Here is an 18,418-nt window from a genome sequence, read left to right on the forward strand (position 1 = left end):
ATCTGATTGTCTTATACAGGTCTGATTCAGACCTGTTCTTCCTTTCTTCCCGCTCTCTGTTTGCGCCAGCCCGGTTCCGGGCGGGCCAACTGTAGTCTGGAGCTACCCATGTTTTTACGATTTCTGGACCGCTTTGAGGAAATGTTCATTTCATTTCTGATGGTGGCCGCCGTAGTGATTATTTTTGTAGCGGTCTGCCAGCGCTACTCGGTCAGTCTGTTGGCGGACCTGGTGGCCTGGTCGCGGGCTCAGGGCTATGAGTCCGTCATGGCCATGGCTCGTTCTACCTATCGAAGCGTGGCCGGCATCAACCTGCTCTGGGCACAGGAGCTGTGCATTTACCTGTTCGTCTGGATGGCCAAGTTCGGCGCTGCTTATGGCGTGCGCATTGGCATCCACGTGGGGGTGGACGTGTTGGTGAACGCGGTGGGACCGCGCTGGCGTCATCTGCTGGTGGTGATTTCTCTGTTGTCGGGCGCTTTGTTCACCGCGATTGTGGCCTGGATCGGTGGCAGCTTTGTCTATGGCATTGCCCAGACGGCCCAGGTGTCGGCTGATCTGGAAGTGCCCGTGTGGATTGTGTATCTGGCTGTGCCGGCAGGCTCGTTGCTGATGTGCTTTCGCTTTCTGCAGGCCTTGATGAACTTTATTCAGACGGGGCATTTGCCCAATCACGAGCCGGTGGCGGATCTGGTGGCTGAAACAGAGCGCGGTCTGTCTGAATCTGAAGGAGCGCGCGCATGACCGCCCTGATTATTTTTGCCATGCTGGCTGTCCTGCTGCTGACAGGCATGCCCGTATCGATTGCCCTGGGCCTGACGGTGATGGGCTTTCTGTTCACCATGACCGAAGTTCCGATGGACAGTATTGCGCTCAAGCTGTTCACCGGGATTGAAAAGTTCGAGATCATGGCGATCCCGTTCTTTATTCTGGCGGGCAGTTTCCTGACTCATGGCGGGGTCGCCCAGCGCATGATTCGTTTTGCCGCCTCCCTGGTGGGGCACATGCCCGGTGGCATGGGTCTGGCGGCCGTGCTGGCCTGCGCCTTGTTTGCATCCATCAGCGGTTCGTCGCCGGCGACGGTGGCGGCCATTGGTTCCATCATGATTCCGGCCATGGTCAAACAAGGCTATCCGGCGCAGTTTGGTACCGGGATTGTGGCAACGTCGGGCGGTCTGGGCATTTTGCTGCCACCGTCGATTGTGATGGTGATGTACGCCGTGGCCACCAGTGGCATGATGGTGGAAGGTCCGGACGGCGCCAAAGTGGGCACAGCTTCGATCGGTCAGCTGTTTATTGCCGGCGTGGTTCCAGGTTTGATCCTGGCATTCCTTCTGGGGGCAACGACCATGTTCCGTGCCTGGAAACTGGACTACCCCCGTATGCCGCGTGCCTCCTACAAAGAGCGCTGGCGTGCCTTCCTGGACTCCATCTGGGGCCTGATGCTGATCGTCATTGTGATGGGCGGTATCTATTCCGGTGTCTTTACCCCCACCGAAGCGGCCGCCATCAGTGCCGTGTACGCCTTTGTGATTGCCGTCTGGGTCTATAAGGATGTGAAGCTGCGTGAGGTAAAACGCATTGTGCTGGAATCGGCAGCCATGAGCGCCATGCTGCTGTACATCATCACCAATGCGGTCATGTTTGCCTTCATCCTGACCTCCGAGCAGATTCCACAGGCGATTGCCGAATGGATTGTGTCGCAGGGCATGGGCCTGATCGCGTTCCTGCTGTTTGTGAACGTCTTGCTGCTGGTGATCGGCATGGTGATGGAGCCCTCGGGTCTGATCTTGATCATGGCTCCCATCCTGTTTCCGGTTGCCATGAAGCTGGGCATGGACCCGGTTCACTTTGGCATCATGCTGGTGGTGAATATGGAGATCGGGCTGGCGACACCGCCGGTCGGTTTGAATCTGTATGTGGCCTCCAGCATATCGAAGCTGGGGCTGACCGAAGTGACCAAGTCCACGGTGCCCTGGTTGCTGACCGGTTTGGCCTTCCTGCTGATGATTACCTTCATTCCGGAAATTACGCTTTGGCTGCCCCGCATGATGGGATGGCTGTAGGAGTCCTGATTGCTATCCGCGGTCAGGGCGGGGTGAGCCCATAATGGGGCAGCACGGCGTTATGTCGTCTGTGTAAAACGTGAATCACCCTGAAGGCCGGGCGACAAGCCCGGCCTTTTTTGTGGGCGGGCAGATTGTTTTTGTGCAGCGGCTGCTTTGGTGTGTGTTGAAACAGCCTGATGTCAGAATCGATCGTCGGCTGCTGCTGGCGTCTTGCGCTTATTGCATGACTGGGCTCTGTTGAATGGGTTTCCCCCGGCATGTAGGCAAGTGAAACGTACTGATAAGTATTATTTGCCTATTGGCGCGGCCAGTCTATTAGTATCATAGGTTGTTCGGGCCGCCATGCTGGCGGTATTTATTCATACGGAGACCTTATGTCCATTTCAGTCGGTGAGCGCGTTCCAGACGCGACCCTTAGCGAGTACATTGAAACCGCCACGGAAAGCTGCCCTATGGGCCCCAATAACTTTCAGGTGGCTGATCTGGTTAAAGGCAAGAAAATTGCCGTGTTTGCCGTTCCAGGCGCGTTCACTCCCACCTGCTCCGAGCAGCACCTGCCTGGCTTTATCGCCAAGGCAGAGGCGTTCAAGGCGGCTGGCGTTGATGAGATCTGGTGCGTGGCGGTAAACGATCCTTTCGTGATGGGCGCCTGGGGCAAGTCCCTGAACGTCAATGGCAAAGTTCGTTTGCTGGCCGATGGCAGCGCGGTCTGGACCAAGAAACTGGGTCTGGAATTTGACCTGACCGCCAAAGGTCTGGGCGTTCGTTCCAAGCGTTTTTCTGCTTTGCTGGACGACGGCGTTGTCACGCAGCTGAACATTGACAACGACGGTGGCCTGCACACAACGGATGCAGACACCCTGCTCAAACAGGTACAGTCTTAAGTATCTGATCCCGCGCCAGTCCGGCGTGGCGTGGGAGAGAAGGCTTACAAAGCGCTGGCTGCAAGCTGGCGCTTTTTTTTTACCGTGCTTCTGTCGCGATATCGGTGCCGACACCTGAACGATCGCGATGGCCTGGGCGGTTCTGCAGTTTTTTTAGGATGTGTGGATGCTGACATCGGTGGGTGCGTTCTCGTCCCTGTATTTTGCGACCCTGATGCTCTTGCTCAGCTCGGGCCTGTTCAATACCTTCATGGGGGTGCGCCTGACGGCCATCTCGGTGTCAGAGGTGTGGATCGGCGGCCTGATTGCCGTGTATTACCTGGGTCTGGTTTTTGGCGCCCGTATGGGACATCGCCTCATCATGGGGGTAGGCCATATTCGGGCCTATGCGGCCAGCGCGGCTATTGTCACCATTTGTGTGCTGCTTCAGATTCTGATCGACTCCATGTACGTCTGGTTGTTGCTGCGCTTTTTGGCGGGCGCGGCCATGGTGGTGCAGTTTATGGGGATTGAAAGCTGGCTGAATGAGCAAAGTGACAACAGCCAGCGCGGTACGATTTTTGCCATCTACATGGTGTTTTCCAGCCTGGGTACGGTGTTGGGACAGTTGTCCCTGACGCTGTTTCCCCATTTGAATTACGAGCCCTTGGTATTTGTGGCCATTTGTTCGGCCTTCAGTCTGGTGCCCGTGGCCATTACCCGCCGCAGTCACCCGCCTTTGCAGGTACCAGCGCCGATCAATGCACGCTATTACGTTGATCGAGTGCCCCTGTCCATGATGGTGTTGCTGGTTGCCGGTATGCTGACGGGTGCTTTTTATGGTCTGGCACCGGTGTACGCTGTGCGCGTGCATTTAAGTAGTGAGCAGGCTGCCTTGTTTGTGGCGGTGTCGGTGGCCGCGGGCGTTCTGGCGCAATGGCCGGTAGGTTGGCTGGCGGATCGCATGAGCCGCGTCAAGCTGATTCGCATCAATGCCATTTGTTTGCTGGCCCTGGCCATTCCATTATGGGGCTGGTTCGAGGTGCCGTTTTGGTTTTTGCTGATCTTCTCGGCCATGTTCGGGGTGCTGCAATTCACCCTGTATCCCTTGGGGGCGGCGTTTGCCAATGACAACGTCGATCCGGAGCGGCGCGTAGGTCTTAGTGCCATTCTTTATATGGTGTATGGGCTGGGGGCCTGTGTGGGGCCGCTGCTGGCCGGTGGCCTGATGACCTATATCGGCAGCAATCTGTATTACATCTTTGTGGCGGTCTGTGGCTTGTCGCTGGTCTTGCTGGTTCGTCCGCAAAAGGTACTGGGTGATCACTTGAGCCAGGATGCTCCCACCACTTTTGTGCCCATGCCCGACAGTTTGCAAAGCTCGGCAGCCGCCGTGGCGCTGGACCCACGCGTGGATATCAGCTCTGACGTGTCGCACGACCCGGTGTTCGAGGATCTGCCGCCCGTTCAAGAGCGGGTGCCCGCAACGATGGAAAGCACGGCCATGGAGCGCAAGGAGGGGGATGAATCTGCAGGGGCGACACATACAGAGAAAGACAAGGGGGTTGATCCCGTCGTGGGCAGCGCCGCAGACTTGGATGGCTCTGGGAAGCAGATCGATACGGGAAGCCCGGGACACGCCGAAGACGCAGAGAGCAAGCGTACATCGTCAGATCCGGGTTCCTGAGCCCTCGCCAGAATCGGACATGGTGTTGTAGCCTTTTCAAGCATGATTCATTCATGAAAAAACCCAGGCCACGCCTGGGTTTTTGTAGGCCTGCCTGAATCTTAAATCTGGAATTCAGGCCCGTTAAATTCGGCCTCAACCTCAATCTTGCCGCTTAGAATGTCCTGCTGCAGCGCTGAAATACGCTGGCGCACGACATCCGGGGTATCGGGAGCCATGATCAGCCGTACCGCATCAGGCTGTTGCAAGCCCACCTTAAAGATCTTGCCTGACTCGAACTTGTTTTCGCTCAGGTCCTTGCATGCTTGAAAAACGCCAATGCCTACATCCGCCCAGGCCGAACCTATAAACACATCGGGTTCGCGAGCCACCCAGTCAATCACATTGCCGATTTGCTTGATGCCCAGTTCACGGCAGGCCTGCGTTGTGCCGCTACGTCCTTTGTTCAGCATGGTGTAGATGATGTCTGCTCCGGCTTTGGCCTGAGCCTGGGTGACGCGGGCGGCCAGCTCAATATCATCCTGATTGCCGGAGAAATTTGTCAGCAGCTTCACCTCCGGATTGGCGTGCTTGACGCCAGCCGCATAGGACGCACGGGCGCGTAAGCCCGGTGGCACCCGTATCCCGGACTGGTGTGCCACCACGCCGGTTTTCGTCATCAGGGCTGCATAGGCACCGGCCAGCCAGGCGGACTCTTCCTGACGAACGTCGTAACTGCTCAGATTGCTGGCGGTAACCGCTCCTTGGGTGATCACCAGGCGGATATCAGGGAACTCCTTGGCGACAGCCAGTGCGGCGTCGGTATTCTGACCTCCGTGAGCGATCAGCAAGTCAGGTTTGTAGTGAGTGGCCAGTTCACGCAAGGCGGCTATCTGCGCCTGGGTTTCATTGGCAACCTGGTCTTTGTAATGGCCGCTAAGAGCGAGCTGATCCATGGCTTTTTTAAAGCCTTGGTAGCCCGCCTGCATGAAGCCGTTGTCATCGATGTGGCCGCAGAACAGGGCAGCGACCACCGGTTTGCTGGCAGCCAGAACGCGGCGGCTGAGCCAAGGCGTGGCCAATGTGCCCGCTGCAGCGCAGGTGGCCAGTAGTAATTGGCGGCGTGTTAATCCGGTCATGATGATGTCTCCTGGGTAGTCTCCGACGTGAGCGTCGGTAGAATTTGTTTTTTCTAATCTACAGGAGATGAAAAGCAGTCGTGCCCCGTCGCTTTAAATGTCAATCATATGGCTTTTCTTATAGTGCGGTTTGCCGGGCCCCGATGGGCTTGGCCCGGCAGGGGGCTGTTTAACGGGGAATCAGCGCGACGATGGCTCCTATGGCCAAGACAACACCCACGATATTGAGCGCACTAAGCTTTTCTTTGAAGAAACCGGCTCCAATGAGGGCTCCCAGCGCAATCACGCCGATGTTCATGGCAGAAAACACCAGAGTCGGGTTTTCGGGAAAGAGCTGATGGGCCCGAATATAAAAGAAAATATTCCCAAAATTCAGTGAACCCAGTACCAGTCCGGCCAGCAGGCTACCTTTGTGCCATTGGCAGCGCTTGATCAACAGCCAGCACAACATCAGCACACCCGCCAGGGAAAAGGACACAACCAGGCTGCTGGAGAAGGCAGCGCCCGCTTTGGAGAGCTGCTTGAACAGAATGTCGATCACGCCATACCCTAACCATACCGCCAGCAGCATCAGGGCAGGGTGCCCGGATCCCGGCTCCTGACTGCTGGATGAGCGGGGGCGTATCAGCAAACACAGCAGGGCAGTCAGGGCCAGGGCAATACCCAGCAGTTTCTGGCCGCCCATGTGTTCGCCAAACAGAAGAAAAGCAGCCAACAAGGGTAGAAACAGCGACAGTCGCTGGGCGGCGTCACTGAGTACGATGCCAGCCTGTCGGACGGCGGCCGCCATGAACAGAAAGACACTGGGCAGCAGGACGCCCAGCGCAATCAGAATCCACCACGGGGTAGCAGGATTGAGCAGGCTGCTCGGATGGGGTTGCAACAGTACCAGGCTTAAGGTGACTGCTACGCCGTAGTTGACCATGATGGCCTGAGCCACATCGATCTGCCGCTGGCGAGCGATCTTCAGCAAAATGGAAACGGCAACACTACACAGAATACTGGCGAACAGGGTCAGCATGTCAGAGAGCCTCGAGCATGGCGCGTGGTCGGGTCTGTTCCAGGGACAGAGGTGGTTCGGACAAGGTGGTTTTGGCAGCTTCCAGTTGCAGTCGGGCAAACAGGTCCTGATCGGCCACAAACTGCGGATTGCCAGTCGTCAACAATTGCTCGCCGTAGAAAATCGAGTTGGCTCCGGCCATAAAGCACAGTGCCTGGGTGCTGTCGTCCATGGTTTCGCGGCCGGCAGACAGGCGTACGGCGCTGGTGGGCATCAGGATGCGGGCAATGGCGATGGTGCGCACAAACTCGAAAGGGTCCAGGTCCTCGACCTGATCCAGAGGCGTTCCGGGCACTTTAACCAGTTGATTGATCGGCACGGACTCGGGGTAGGGGCGCATATTGGCCAGTTGAGCAAGCAGACCGGCACGCTCGCGCCGGCTCTCGCCCATGCCAATGATTCCGCCGCAACAACTGTTCAATCCGGCTGCGCGGACACGTTCCAAGGTGTCCAGCCGGTCTTGGTAGGTGCGTGTGCTGATGATCTGTCCGTAGAATTCCGGCGAGGTGTCCAGATTGTGGTTGTAGTAGTCCAGTCCGGCCTCTTTAAGGCGTTCGGCCTGGCCTTCTTTGAGCATGCCCAGGGTGACACAGGTTTCCAGTCCCATTGCTTTGACAGCGCTGACCATATCAATGACTTGATCCAGCTGTTTTTCGGTGGGGGAGCGCCAGGCAGCGCCCATGCAAAAGCGTTGCGCTCCTTGTGCCTGGGCCGCACGCGCGGCTTCCAGCACCTTCTCCAGAGGCATCAGGGGTTCGGGTTCCAGCTCGGTCTGGTACTTGGACGACTGTGGACAATAGGAACAGTCCTCGGGACAGGCGCCTGTCTTGATGGACAGAAGGCTGGAGAGCTGGATCTGATTGGCAGGGTGGTGTTGTCTATGGACAGTCTGTGCCTGGAATACAAGGTCCATAAAAGGCAACTCGTACAGCTCCATGATGCGACGGATCGTCCAGAGGGCGGGGGTATTTACAGACATGGCAGGCTACCTTATTCAGTGACGCGGCTATGCTAGGTTCTGCCTCACTGAAAGACGACTTTGCCGCCCTGTCGATAGCACGCCATTGTCGGGCTGACTGGCTTGTTTTCATGTTAATTGAATGAAAATTCGCTTAATTTCTTCTAATTTTCATCATTTATGTTGATGCAAATTGTTTCCATCCAAATATTTGCAAAATGTTTCAATGGCTGATTGACAGGCTGATTGCCCAGGGTTCGAGGTTTTTATCCGCGCTAAACTAAGGGGCAAATTTGTCAAAGGATCAACATGCATGTGTTCGAGCGCCGCATCACCGTGGAGTGGGGTGACTGCGATGAGGCCGGGATTGTTTTTTATCCCAATTATTTTTATTGGTTTGACAGCACGTATCAGGCCTGGCTGCGGCAAGTGGGGTTGAGTCAGCGTATTTTGCAAAGTGAGTACGACGCGGTGACACCACTGGTGGATGTGGGCGCCAATTTCCGTGCGCCGGTGACTTATGACCAGGAAATTCGTATTGGGGTGCGGGTCGTCCAATGGCAGGAGGGACGTTTCAAGATGGAATACCAGGTCTTCAATATGGACGGGGTACAGGTTGCCAGCGGTCATGAGTGGCGCGCGTGGGCGAAGGTTCTGCCCGGGGGAAAACTCAAAGCGGCGGCCATTGCCCCCGGTTTTCGTCAGCGTCTAGAGGGAGGTGGTGCTGTTTAACTGGGCCTGATTCGACGCAGGCAGGCGTTGTTGCACATCATGCAAGGCCGGCTTGCCATCGAGCGGGATGTAGACAAAAGCCAATTGCTTGAACAGGCGCGCTTGCCAGCGTGCTTGTTGCAGGCTGATATCGAGTACCAGCAGGCTGGGTTCATCTGGCCATTTACCATTGGGGTCCAGGTTGACTGCAGGCCACCAGCGCAAGTCCAGTTTCTGCAAACTACGCAGCAAACTTTCCTGGACTGCGTCGTTAAAAGCACGGCTGCAAATTTGTGCGCCTGGATTGCAGGCGGTCAAAATCGCCGCCCCACGGCTGGTTTCCTGTTGCAGTAACTGATTTAAGGTTCTGTTGAACTGGCCGATACGCACATCTATATCGCCCTGCGGGCTATGTACACGGTAGATCGCCTTCTCGAATGCGTGAGACAGGGCGGCGGGCAGGTCTTTCTGTGTAGACATAAGCTATCTTGCGTCGTTCTGTTCTCTGGACCCACAAAACAGGCAGTGGGATGCATGGTTTCTGTGCTAAAGCCCACCCCCGGCAAAAGGCGCCCATTTTTAATGGGAGGCAGCCGGCAGAGAAAAAATCTGCCGGGTGCGGGGAGCTTGTTTCAGACCATGCATCCATTATTTACACAGTTTCAGCCTTCAAGCAAGGGATGCGACCCGTGGGTCCTGGATGCGATTCCAGATGGCATACAGGCTGGGCAAGAATAAAAGGGTCAGGATGGTGCCGATGGCTGTGCCGCCGATCAGCGTCAATGCCATGGATCCCCAGAACACGGAAAACGATAGCGGGATAAACGCCAGCACGGCGGCCAGCGCCGTCAAGATAACCGGGCGGGCGCGCTGGACGGTAGCTTCAATCACCGCATCATAGGGGGAGGCCCCTTCGGCGCGATTGGTCTTGATCTGCTCGATCAGGATGAGCGTGTTACGCATCAGGATGCCGGCCAGACCAATCAGCCCCAAAATGGCGGTGAAGCCAAAGGGCTGCTGAAAGATCAGCAGGGCCGGCACGCTGCCAATCAGTCCCAAGGGGGCAGTCAGAAATACCATGATCATGTTCGAGAGCGAACGCACCTGGATCACGATGACCAGGAGCATCAGCGCAATCATGACCGGAAAGACCGGCAACAGAGCGTCGTTGGATTTCTTGGCCTCGGCGGTAATCCCGCTCATCTCGATCAGATAGCCCGGTGGCAGAGAGGCTTGCAGGGGAGCAAATGCCTCCATGACTCGGTTGGCCACTTCTGCCGGCTGAACGTGTGGAGCAATGTCACCGCGCACGGTCATGGTGGGTAAACGATTGCGGCGAGCCAACTTGGGCTCCTCCTGGATCATCTCCAATTTCCCAATCTGTTCCAGTGGCAGGTTCTTGCCTTGGTCGTTGGTGACGGTCAGGCCAGACAGTCGGGTGGGGTCATGCCGGTTGATCGCCGAGCTGCGGGCGATGACCAGGACATTGCGCAGGTCCTCACGGTATTCCGCCACTGTCGTACCATCGAGTTGCAGCTGAATTTGCTCGGCCAGACGCTGGCGGTTCAAGCCCAGGGCTTGCAGGCGTTGCGGGTCTATATCCAGCTTCAACACGGGCACGCGTGCGCCCCAGTCCACGTTGACCTGACGCATGTCCGGGTCGGCTCGCATGATGGCCATGGCCTGTTCCGAAATGTCGCGCAACCTGTCCAGTTCGGGGCCCCGAACCAGAAACTCGACCGGATACTTGGTGGAGGGGCCAAATACCAGTTGGGTGGCGCGAACCCGTGCCTCGGGAGTCAGACCATCGGCCACCACCTGACGAAAGCGCTGCAGCAAGGCATCGCGGTCGTGATGATCCGCCGTCAGGACGACCAGACGGGCAAACGAAGGGTCCGGCAGTTCCGGGTTGTAGGACAGAAAAAAGCGTGGCGCACCCTGTCCGGCATAGCTGGTGACCAGTCGTGTTTCAGGCTGCTCGCGCAGCCAGCTTTCCACTTTGCGGGTGACGGCCTGAGTGGACTGGATGCTGCTGCCTTCGGGCAACTGCACCTCCACCAGCAGTTCAGGCCGATCGGACGTGGGGAAAAACTGCTGTTTGACGAAACCCATGCCCACCACCGCCAGTATGAAGGCCCCCACCACAATACCGGCCACCAGAAACTTATGGTGTACGGACCAGGCGATCATGCGCCGCAGGCGCATATAGTTGGGCGTGTCGTAAATGGCTTGATGGCCCCCTGGGCGGGCCGCAATGGCGGGCAAGAGCTTCACGCCCATATAAGGCGTGAACGCCACGGCGACCACCCAGGAAGTCAACAGGGCGGCTGCCAGAATCCAGAAGATGTTGCCTGCATACTCTCCGGCAGAGGAGCGGGCAAACCCGACGGGCAGAAAGCCAATAATGGTCACCAGCGTGCCAGAGAGCATCGGGGCTGCCGTATGATTCCAGGCGTAGGCGGCGGCCTTCAGGCGGTCCATGCCTTCTTCCATCTTCACGATCATGATCTCGATGGCAATAATGGCATCGTCCACCAGCAGGCCCAGCGAGATAATCAGCGCGCCCAGTGTGACTCGGTCAAAGACCTTGCCTGTCATCATCATGATGACAAACACCATGGCCAGTGTCAGGGGGACGGCAGCGGCCACGACGATCCCCACCCGCCAGCCCATGCTGATCAGGCACACCAGCAGCACCACACTGAGCGCGGCGAAGAACTTGAACATGAACTCGCCCACCGCCGAGGCAATATTCACCGATTGGTTGGTCACGGTCTCCAGCGAGAATCCCAAAGGCAGGGCGGCAGCAATCTCTTCGCGCGCTTTCTCCAGATCTTTGCCCAGGTACAGGCCGTTATAGCCTTCTTGCATGACCACATCCAGCAGCATGGCAAACTGCGCATTATGATGAATCTCGAAGCTGGGCGGGTCCTCGTAGCCCCGGCTGATGGTGGCAATATCGCCCAGACGCAGCGCGTGACCCTGAACATAAATATAGGTGTCGCTGATCGCCTGAACATTATCCAGTCCCGCACTGAGGCGCAGATGAATCCGTGGCCCGTCGGTACTGATGGCGCCACTGGGGGTCATGGCGCTGCGCTGCGACAGGGCCTGCAGGATCTGTTGGGGATTGAGTTGCAAATTGTGCAGCTTGGTCTCGTCCAGATCGATGAAAATACGTTCGCTTTGCTCCCCCAGGATGTTGACCTTCTTGACGCCGGGCACTTGCAGCAACTGGCTGCGTACCTTCTCCGCTTCCCGGGTCAGCAGGCGGGGCGGCAAACCAGGGGCCTGCAGCGCGAACAGGCTGAACGACACATCCGAATACTCGTCATTGACGAAAGGGCCCTGTACGCCCTGGGGCAGACTGGGCGCCTGATCCTGGAGCTTTTTACGTAACTGGTAGAACTCGCTCTGGACATCGGCCGGGGGCATGGTGTCCTTCAAGGTCACCACCATCAGGGCAGTGCCGGGACGGGTGACAGTCTCCACTTTGTCAAACCAGCGCAGCTCCTGCATGCGTTTTTCCAGGGGCTCGGCCACCAGATCCTGCATTTCCTGGGCCGTGGCACCGGGCCACAGGGTGGTAACGGTAAGAACTTTGACGGTAAACGCCGGGTCTTCTGCCCGACCCAGCTTGACGAAGGAGTAGATGCCGGACGCCGCCAGGGCGATGATCAGAAATAGAGTGATGGCCCGTTCGCGCACGGCCAGCGCGGAAAGATTGAAGCGGCCTGTCATGGCTTGGCCTCGCGTGTTTCAGGACGCACTTCCTGGCCTTCGTGCAAGAGATTGGCGCCCAGCGCCACGATAGGGGTGCCCGCATCGGGCCCATCGGAAAGGTAGGCGTGTTCCTGGGCCAGCTTGGCGATAGTCACTGCCTGCCAATGCACGGTGTTCTGAGCGTCGATGACCCACACGCCCGGGCCTTTGCCTGGATCGTAAAGCGCGGTGAGGGGAACCTGGTTCAAGGCATCCGCCTCCGGGGGTGTCAGGTGCACGATGGCGCTGGAACCCAGGCGGGCGCTGATGTTTTCATCGTCAAAGGAGAAGCGGGCCTGATAGCTGCGCGTGGCCGGGTCCGAGGACTGGGCCAGTTCGCGCAATCGGGCGGGCAGGCTTTGCTGGGAGTCGGTCAGCTCGATCGTGGCGCGGGTGCCCAGCGGAATATCCCATTGTTCAGGCAGGCTGACGATCACCTCTCGCGGGCCGTCCAGAGCCAGACGCAGCACGGCCTGACCGGGACTGACAACCTGGCCAACGTCACCCATCTGCGCAGTGATAATGCCATCCGCATCTGCCTTTAGGGCGCTGTACTGATCGGCATTCCGTGCGATTTCGGCCTGTGCCTGGGCGGACTTGAGATTGGCCTGAGCGCTGCGCAACGCCTGTCTGCTTTGTTCGTGGGCCTGACGAGAGACGCCCCCCTGGTCGACCAGCAAAGACAGGCGCTTGTAATCCGATTCGGCCTGTTCGGCCTGAGCCTGGGCAGCTTGTACGGCGGCCAGACGGGCGCGGTGATCCAACTGCAGGTCCTTGGGGTCCAGCGTCATGAGGAGCTGCCCCTTTTTCACATGTTCACCGTTTTGGACATGGCGTGTGTCAATTTTGCCGCCCACCCGGAAGGCCAGTGGGCTTTCGATTCGTGCGCTGACCAGTCCCAGAAAGCGCCGTTGCTGATCCGCCTTGGCTTGAACCATGCTTTGAATCACCAAGGGCGCCTGGGTGCGCGGGTCAGCCTCCTGGGTCTGCTGGCTGCACCCCATGAGAACCAGGGCGGTGGACAAACTCAATACAGGACTAAGAGAGCGAAAGAGAGCCATGCAGGACTCCGGGTAAGTAAATAGTTGGTTGAACTGTAACTCGGGAGGTAGGTCAGGGCATCAGGCTGCGCAAAATCAGGGGAGTTACCACCAGCAAACCCTGACGCGTTTTTTCGGCCGGATGTATCTCCAGCAGCACGGGATGCAGACAGGCTGTGAGTGCAAACAAAATGCCCTGAACCACTTCGTCCAGCGGGGTACGCCGCTCGAAGTCTCCGCTTTCCCGGCCTGCGCGTACCAGTGCCGTGATTTGTGCCAGCAGATCCTGCCTGTGCTGATCGACAGTGGGCCAGTTGTTTTGCAGGGCCTCGATCACGACTTCCTGCATGCGCCCTTCTTGCAGGAACAGCTCCAGGCTTAGCTGGCAGGCGGTTTCGATAAAGTGGCGCAGCCGCTCGATGGGAGGGAGGTCACTGTCGACAATCTGCTGCAGCTGCTGATGCATGCCATGCAGCACCGAGTGGCAAATGGCCTGGCCGATAGCCTGCTTGGAGTCGAAGAAGCGATACAGGTAAGCGCTGGAGACGCCGATTGATTTGGCCAGACTCGCGACCGAGGTTTTGCGATAACCATAGAGCCGGAAATGCCTGTTGGCCTGCTCGATGATCTGTTCGCGGCGATGGTGTTCGGTCGGGCCACGCTGGCCCAGGGTGCTGACAGGCATGACTCTTGAATATTGAAGTAACGATAATGCAATACATTAACTTCCCCGGAGAGCGGGAGCAAGACAATTGCTGATTTGAATAGGGAGCAATGCAAGAGCACTAGCAAGCCACAGGCCTGCGCAGGCAGCTCGCTTGCAACTGGCGTGAGCCCTGGGCCACGCCTCATTTCCTGGAAAGGGGGCTGGGACTATCAGGGGGGGGGGCATGGTACCGGTAGGAGAGCCCGATGGACGGGGTGGCCTTGGAGGAGCGGAGCGCGACCATGGTTTGACTCGGGGCGCTGGGTTGCGGCGTGCCTGGAAAGGCAGGCCTTTATAAAAGCCTGCCATGGGTTTTGCAGCAGTAAAGAAAAAAGCCTGACAGATCGAAATCTATCAGGCTTTTTGGAATTTTTGGCGGAGCGGACGGGGCTCGAACCCGCGACCCCCGGCGTGACAGGCCGGTATTCTAACCAACTGAACTACCGCTCCGCAGCGGTGCCAAGCAAAAGCTTTGGCGTCCCCTAGGGGATTCGAACCCCTGTACCCACCGTGAAAGGGTGGTGTCCTAGGCCTCTAGACGAAGGGGACAGGACTTACAACTAAACCGTCGTTTTGGTGGAGGTAAGCGGGATCGAACCGCTGACCTCTTGCATGCCATGCAAGCGCTCTCCCAGCTGAGCTATACCCCCAATTTTTCTTTACTTCATTTTTTGACTGTGCCAAAAAACTAAAGTATCGAAATAAGTGTCAGGCTTGACGAGGCTTGCCACTTCAAACTGCTAGAACCAGTCCGGGACTGATTCATAAAATCTTTTGGCGGAGCGGACGGGGCTCGAACCCGCGACCCCCGGCGTGACAGGCCGGTATTCTAACCAACTGAACTACCGCTCCGCAGCGGTGCCAAGCAAAAGCTTTGGCGTCCCCTAGGGGATTCGAACCCCTGTACCCACCGTGAAAGGGTGGTGTCCTAGGCCTCTAGACGAAGGGGACAGGACTTACAGCTAATCTTCGTTTTTTGGTGGAGGTAAGCGGGATCGAACCGCTGACCTCTTGCATGCCATGCAAGCGCTCTCCCAGCTGAGCTATACCCCCATTTCGGTGTTCTTTTTTGTTGACCACCAACGAAGAATTGAGATTATGAAGATGTTTTTGTCTTTGTGCAAGTCTTTTGAGAGAAAAAAGAAAAATAAAGCAAAAAAACTTCAAGACAGGGGGCTAAGGCAAGACGAACGCGGGTAGGAAGGGGCGAGATGGACACAAGAGGCAGGCACGGGAAACCGGGGCGAGTGCGACTTGCTCCCATCCGTATCTTTTTATTTCAAGCGGTGTTTTGTATCTTCTTTGTGTCATAACATTTCATATATGAGTCAATAGACGTAAATCGTTTCTCGACTTCACGTCGTTTTTTTGTCCCTTGCGCGGGGGGGGAATCCCCTCTTAGGCGCATAAATGAAGGCTCTATAAGAAATTTGCGCTGCTCGGTAATCTAATGATGTTATGCTTCGATGAGTAACATTTCACCTGCAATCATTACGTTTTGTAGGCCGATCTCTGAGCCTGCATTTTCTATTTAATGGCGCTATGTCAGCAAAGCAGTGCATATCATCACCTCTGCCTGTTCCAGTGGATGCACAAAGACGAATCAGTTTGCGTGCTTTGCTGATTTGGGTGCTGCTGGTTTGGCTGTTATTGATTTCCGCGACGGTTACGGTCATTTACAAGCAGAATCAGGCAGATATCCGCTTGCAGGCCAGCAGTGGCCTTTTGCGACAACTGTCGGATATCAGTTATTCCGTGGCGCTGGCCGCGCCATCCAGCTCCACCCCGGCCCGTTTGCGTCAGCTCGACCAGCAGTTTCAGTCTGTCGTGCAGTTGCTTCGCGAGGGAGGCATGGTCGATGGTGTGGTTCTCGTGCCGCTGGACAAACCCTTGCTGGGACTGGTCTCGCAGTTGAGCAATGAGTGGCAGCGGCGGCTGATGCGCCTGGATTTTCCGGTCAGCTCGGAGCAGGTGCTTTTACCCGCTGCCAGTCTGAATGCCGAAGATTCCCTGTTCCGGCATAACACGCAGCAATTGCTGGACGCTTTTGACGTTCTGCGTGAACGTACTCGCTCCCAGCACCGCTGGACGGTGTTTTTCATGCTGGCGCTCGATGCGTTGGCGCTGTTTCTCTCTTACTTTATGTTGCGCGCCTGGGTGGCCACGCCCTTGAGGCAACTGCTCGCCCAGGGAAAGGCCTTTACCCAGGGGCATTACCGCACAAAAAGCATCAGTTCCGGTACGGATGAAACGCGCTATTTGTCGCAGATTCTGAATGACTGCGGGTTGCAGATTCAACAGCGGGATGCCCAGCTCTCCATTCAGCAGCGCAATTTATCGCAGCTCAACGCCATATGCCGCAGCGTAAGTCACAACCCTTTATTGGGTATTTACGTGAGCCGCGACGGCCGCTTTGATTTTGTTAATAAAAAGTTGGCGGAAACATTGGGATATAGTCGCGCGCAATTGCGTCAGGAGTTCACGGTGGATCAGATTTTCCTGTCTCCACGATTTCCGTCCCTGACTCATACGGTGCCCGATTCGCGTTCAGGCGGCAGCAGTTTGCGTTATGAAACACGGGCATTGCGCCATGATGGCAAATCCATTGATGTAGAGATCTGTGCCATCCCCATTCGGCTGAATGGCCGTACGGCCATGGTGGCGGTGGTGCAGGACATCACCACGCGGGTGCGTAATGAGGTGACGGGCCGCTTGGCGGCGGTAGTCTATGAGAACACCTGCGAAGCCATTGTGGTTACCGACCGCTTTGGCCACGTGGTCGATGCCAATCCGGCCTTTAGCCGCATCACGGGCTATGAGCTCGATGAAGTTCGCGGACGCAGCTTGTCGCTCCTGAATTCCGGTCGTCAAGATCGCGAGTTCTATCGCAAGATGTGGCGCGAGATTTCAGAAACGGGGCGTTGGCAGGGGGACATCTGGAACCGTCGCAAGAACGGGGAGGATTTTGCCGAGCGTCTGACGATCAGTACTGCGTGGAACCCCGACGGCACGGTGTATCGTCACATCGGCCTGTTTACGGACATCACCAGCCATAAAAAGCGTGAGGCCCAGATGTGGCGGCAGGCGCATTACGATCATTTGACAGGCTTGCCCAACCGGCAGATGTTCCAGGATCGTTTGCAACAGGCTCGCGAGCAATCCCGCCGTACTGGTTTGCCCTTCGCCCTGATCTTTATGGACCTGGACTTCTTCAAGGATGTGAACGATTCCCTGGGGCATGAGAAAGGAGACGTGCTCTTGCAGGAAGTGGCCCAACGCCTGCAACGCTGTGTGCGGGTGACAGATACGGTAGCGCGAATTGGTGGCGACGAGTTCACTGTCATTTTGTCCGATATCAGTGATGCATCGATTGTGGAACGTACCTGTCGCTGTTTGCTGGACACGATTGAGGAGCCTTTCCAGCTGGGCAAGAACTCAGTGTCTGTCTCTGCCAGCGTGGGTATCACCTTGTTCCCCGAGGATGGGGACGATGCCGGTCAGCTTTTGAAAAATGCGGACATGGCCATGTATGCGGCCAAAGCGTGTGGTCGCAACCAATACTGCCGTTTTTTACCTGCCATGAGCGAAGCGGTGGAGGCTCGCCTTCGTTTCTCCCAGGATCTGCAAAAGGCCTTGAGCGAAAAGCAGTTTCAGCTCTATTACCAGCCTATTGTGGATATGCGTACGGGACAGGTCACCCGCGCTGAAGCCTTGATTCGTTGGGAGCATCCTCAGCTCGGTCTGGTGCCGCCTTCGGAGTTCATTCCTTTTTCCGAAGACTCCGGGCTGATTGTCTTGATCGGAGAATGGGTATTCGAGACGGCTGCCCAGGCGGCGGTCAGGCTGCGCCACGAGTTGGACCCCAGTTTCCGGGTCAGCCTGAACGTGTCACCCGCGCAGTTCAAGCTCAATGGTTCTTGTGCGCGGGAATGGGTGGAGTATCTGCAAACCCAGGGCATTCCGGGCGATGCGCTGGTGGTGGAAATTACGGAGCGTCTGTTGCTCGATGATCAGGGGCAGGCCTTGCAGCAGCTGCGCTCCTTGCGTGAATATGGCATGAGTGTGGCGCTGGATGATTTCGGCACAGGCTATTCCTCTCTGTCCCATTTGAAGCGCTTTTCCATCAATGTGCTCAAGATTGATCAGTGTTATATCCGTAATTTGGCGCTGAGCAGCGAGGATCTGGTCCTGACCCAGGCCATGATCGTCATGGCGCAAAAACTGGGTTTGCGCGTCGTGGCAGAAGGAGTGACCAGCCACGAGCAGCTGGACTTGCTCAACCACGCCGGCTGCGATTACATGCAGGGCTATTTGTGCTCGACGCCGATCCCGGCAGACGAGTTTGTGGATTGGTGCAAGACCTGGAATCGGGACCATGCAGGGGGATTTGCCGCGGGTCTGTATCCCGTGGGTCCCCAGGCGTTGCAGTAAGAAGGTCTGTTCA

13 protein-coding genes and 6 tRNA genes are annotated in these 18,418 nt (G+C 57.0%); 6 read left to right on the forward strand and 13 right to left on the reverse strand.

What is annotated here, in order from left to right; translation table 11 throughout:
• Window positions 1-108: 108 nt before the first annotated feature.
• The 4 genes from FE795_RS03130 (at window position 109) to FE795_RS03145 (ending at window position 4,619) form a co-directional block, all read left to right on the forward strand.
• The gene (locus tag FE795_RS03130; RefSeq protein WP_003803728.1) at window positions 109-744 is read left to right on the forward strand and encodes a TRAP transporter small permease; all 636 of its coding nucleotides are present in this window, start codon (window positions 109-111) and stop codon (window positions 742-744) included.
• Complete coding sequence (locus FE795_RS03135) at window positions 741-2,066, forward strand: TRAP transporter large permease (RefSeq protein WP_003803726.1); 1,326 nt, start codon at window positions 741-743, stop codon at window positions 2,064-2,066. Before FE795_RS03130 ends, FE795_RS03135 begins: the two co-directional genes overlap by 4 nt.
• Before the next feature lie 377 nt (window positions 2,067-2,443).
• The gene (locus FE795_RS03140) at window positions 2,444-2,953 is read left to right on the forward strand and encodes a peroxiredoxin (protein ID WP_003803725.1); all 510 of its coding nucleotides are present in this window, start codon (window positions 2,444-2,446) and stop codon (window positions 2,951-2,953) included.
• Window positions 2,954-3,119: 166 nt separating this feature from the next.
• Complete coding sequence (locus FE795_RS03145; protein WP_219235663.1) at window positions 3,120-4,619, forward strand: MFS transporter; 1,500 nt, start codon at window positions 3,120-3,122, stop codon at window positions 4,617-4,619.
• Between the two features lie 101 nt (window positions 4,620-4,720).
• On the opposite strand, the gene FE795_RS03150 is transcribed toward FE795_RS03145, so the two are convergent.
• The 3 genes from FE795_RS03150 to bioB all read right to left on the reverse strand — a co-directional run bounded on the left by FE795_RS03150 (window position 4,721) and on the right by bioB (window position 7,776).
• Window positions 4,721-5,737: a BMP family protein gene (locus FE795_RS03150; RefSeq protein ID WP_219235666.1), complete on the reverse strand. Its 1,017-nt coding sequence runs from the start codon at window positions 5,735-5,737 to the stop codon at window positions 4,721-4,723.
• A 169-nt stretch (window positions 5,738-5,906) separates the two neighbouring features.
• Complete coding sequence (locus FE795_RS03155; protein WP_059318661.1) at window positions 5,907-6,758, reverse strand: EamA family transporter; 852 nt, start codon at window positions 6,756-6,758, stop codon at window positions 5,907-5,909.
• 1 nt (window position 6,759) lies between these two features.
• A complete protein-coding gene (gene bioB / locus FE795_RS03160) occupies window positions 6,760-7,776 on the reverse strand; it encodes a biotin synthase BioB (RefSeq protein ID WP_219235668.1) in 1,017 nt (338 codons plus the stop codon).
• A 288-nt stretch (window positions 7,777-8,064) separates the two neighbouring features.
• On the opposite strand from bioB, the gene FE795_RS03165 reads away from it, so the two are divergent.
• A complete protein-coding gene (locus FE795_RS03165) occupies window positions 8,065-8,487 on the forward strand; it encodes an acyl-CoA thioesterase (RefSeq protein ID WP_003803716.1) in 423 nt (140 codons plus the stop codon).
• On the opposite strand, the gene FE795_RS03170 is transcribed toward FE795_RS03165, so the two are convergent.
• The 10 genes from FE795_RS03170 to FE795_RS03215 form a co-directional block, all read right to left on the reverse strand.
• Window positions 8,464-8,946 (reverse strand): DUF3293 domain-containing protein, encoded by a 483-nt coding sequence (locus tag FE795_RS03170; protein WP_003803714.1) that lies wholly within the window; start codon window positions 8,944-8,946, stop codon window positions 8,464-8,466. The two genes, FE795_RS03165 and FE795_RS03170, sit on opposite strands and share 24 nt — an antisense overlap.
• Before the next feature lie 189 nt (window positions 8,947-9,135).
• Window positions 9,136-12,207, reverse strand: a complete 3,072-nt coding sequence (locus FE795_RS03175) for an efflux RND transporter permease subunit (RefSeq protein ID WP_219235670.1) — start codon at window positions 12,205-12,207, stop codon at window positions 9,136-9,138.
• The gene (locus tag FE795_RS03180; protein ID WP_003803710.1) at window positions 12,204-13,289 is read right to left on the reverse strand and encodes an efflux RND transporter periplasmic adaptor subunit; all 1,086 of its coding nucleotides are present in this window, start codon (window positions 13,287-13,289) and stop codon (window positions 12,204-12,206) included. Before FE795_RS03180 ends, FE795_RS03175 begins: the two co-directional genes overlap by 4 nt.
• A 52-nt stretch (window positions 13,290-13,341) precedes the next feature.
• Window positions 13,342-13,953, reverse strand: a complete 612-nt coding sequence (locus tag FE795_RS03185; RefSeq protein WP_059318664.1) for a TetR/AcrR family transcriptional regulator — start codon at window positions 13,951-13,953, stop codon at window positions 13,342-13,344.
• A gap of 394 nt (window positions 13,954-14,347) precedes the next feature.
• Window positions 14,348-14,424: transfer RNA gene (locus tag FE795_RS03190), tRNA-Asp, on the reverse strand.
• Between the two features lie 23 nt (window positions 14,425-14,447).
• A tRNA-Glu gene (locus tag FE795_RS03195) sits at window positions 14,448-14,523 on the reverse strand.
• A 25-nt stretch (window positions 14,524-14,548) separates the two neighbouring features.
• Window positions 14,549-14,624 (reverse strand) — tRNA-Ala (locus FE795_RS03200).
• Window positions 14,625-14,749: 125 nt separating this feature from the next.
• Window positions 14,750-14,826 (reverse strand) — tRNA-Asp (locus tag FE795_RS03205).
• 23 nt (window positions 14,827-14,849) lie between these two features.
• A tRNA-Glu gene (locus FE795_RS03210) sits at window positions 14,850-14,925 on the reverse strand.
• Window positions 14,926-14,951: 26 nt separating this feature from the next.
• Window positions 14,952-15,027, reverse strand: a tRNA-Ala gene (locus FE795_RS03215).
• Window positions 15,028-15,582: 555 nt separating this feature from the next.
• On the opposite strand from FE795_RS03215, the gene FE795_RS03220 reads away from it, so the two are divergent.
• Complete coding sequence (locus FE795_RS03220) at window positions 15,583-18,405, forward strand: bifunctional diguanylate cyclase/phosphodiesterase (RefSeq protein WP_059318665.1); 2,823 nt, start codon at window positions 15,583-15,585, stop codon at window positions 18,403-18,405.
• The last annotated feature ends 13 nt before the right edge of the window (window positions 18,406-18,418 follow it).

It is taken from the genome of Alcaligenes ammonioxydans (genome assembly GCF_019343455.1).
GTDB lineage: Bacteria > Pseudomonadota > Gammaproteobacteria > Burkholderiales > Burkholderiaceae_B > Alcaligenes > Alcaligenes ammonioxydans.

What these genes read in the sequence shown, in the direction of transcription:
- FE795_RS03130 (WP_003803728.1), top strand. Translation starts at nt 109, where the DNA reads ATGTTTTTACGATTTCTGGACCGCTTTGAGGAAATGTTCATTTCATTT.
- FE795_RS03135 (WP_003803726.1), top strand. Translation starts at nt 741, where the DNA reads ATGACCGCCCTGATTATTTTTGCCATGCTGGCTGTCCTGCTGCTGACA.
- FE795_RS03140 (WP_003803725.1), top strand. Translation starts at nt 2,444, where the DNA reads ATGTCCATTTCAGTCGGTGAGCGCGTTCCAGACGCGACCCTTAGCGAG.
- FE795_RS03145 (WP_219235663.1), top strand. Translation starts at nt 3,120, where the DNA reads ATGCTGACATCGGTGGGTGCGTTCTCGTCCCTGTATTTTGCGACCCTG.
- FE795_RS03150 (WP_219235666.1), bottom strand. Translation starts at nt 5,737, where the DNA reads ATGACCGGATTAACACGCCGCCAATTACTACTGGCCACCTGCGCTGCA.
- FE795_RS03155 (WP_059318661.1), bottom strand. Translation starts at nt 6,758, where the DNA reads ATGCTGACCCTGTTCGCCAGTATTCTGTGTAGTGTTGCCGTTTCCATT.
- bioB (WP_219235668.1), bottom strand. Translation starts at nt 7,776, where the DNA reads ATGTCTGTAAATACCCCCGCCCTCTGGACGATCCGTCGCATCATGGAG.
- FE795_RS03165 (WP_003803716.1), top strand. Translation starts at nt 8,065, where the DNA reads ATGCATGTGTTCGAGCGCCGCATCACCGTGGAGTGGGGTGACTGCGAT.
- FE795_RS03170 (WP_003803714.1), bottom strand. Translation starts at nt 8,946, where the DNA reads ATGTCTACACAGAAAGACCTGCCCGCCGCCCTGTCTCACGCATTCGAG.
- FE795_RS03175 (WP_219235670.1), bottom strand. Translation starts at nt 12,207, where the DNA reads ATGACAGGCCGCTTCAATCTTTCCGCGCTGGCCGTGCGCGAACGGGCC.
- FE795_RS03180 (WP_003803710.1), bottom strand. Translation starts at nt 13,289, where the DNA reads ATGGCTCTCTTTCGCTCTCTTAGTCCTGTATTGAGTTTGTCCACCGCC.
- FE795_RS03185 (WP_059318664.1), bottom strand. Translation starts at nt 13,953, where the DNA reads ATGCCTGTCAGCACCCTGGGCCAGCGTGGCCCGACCGAACACCATCGC.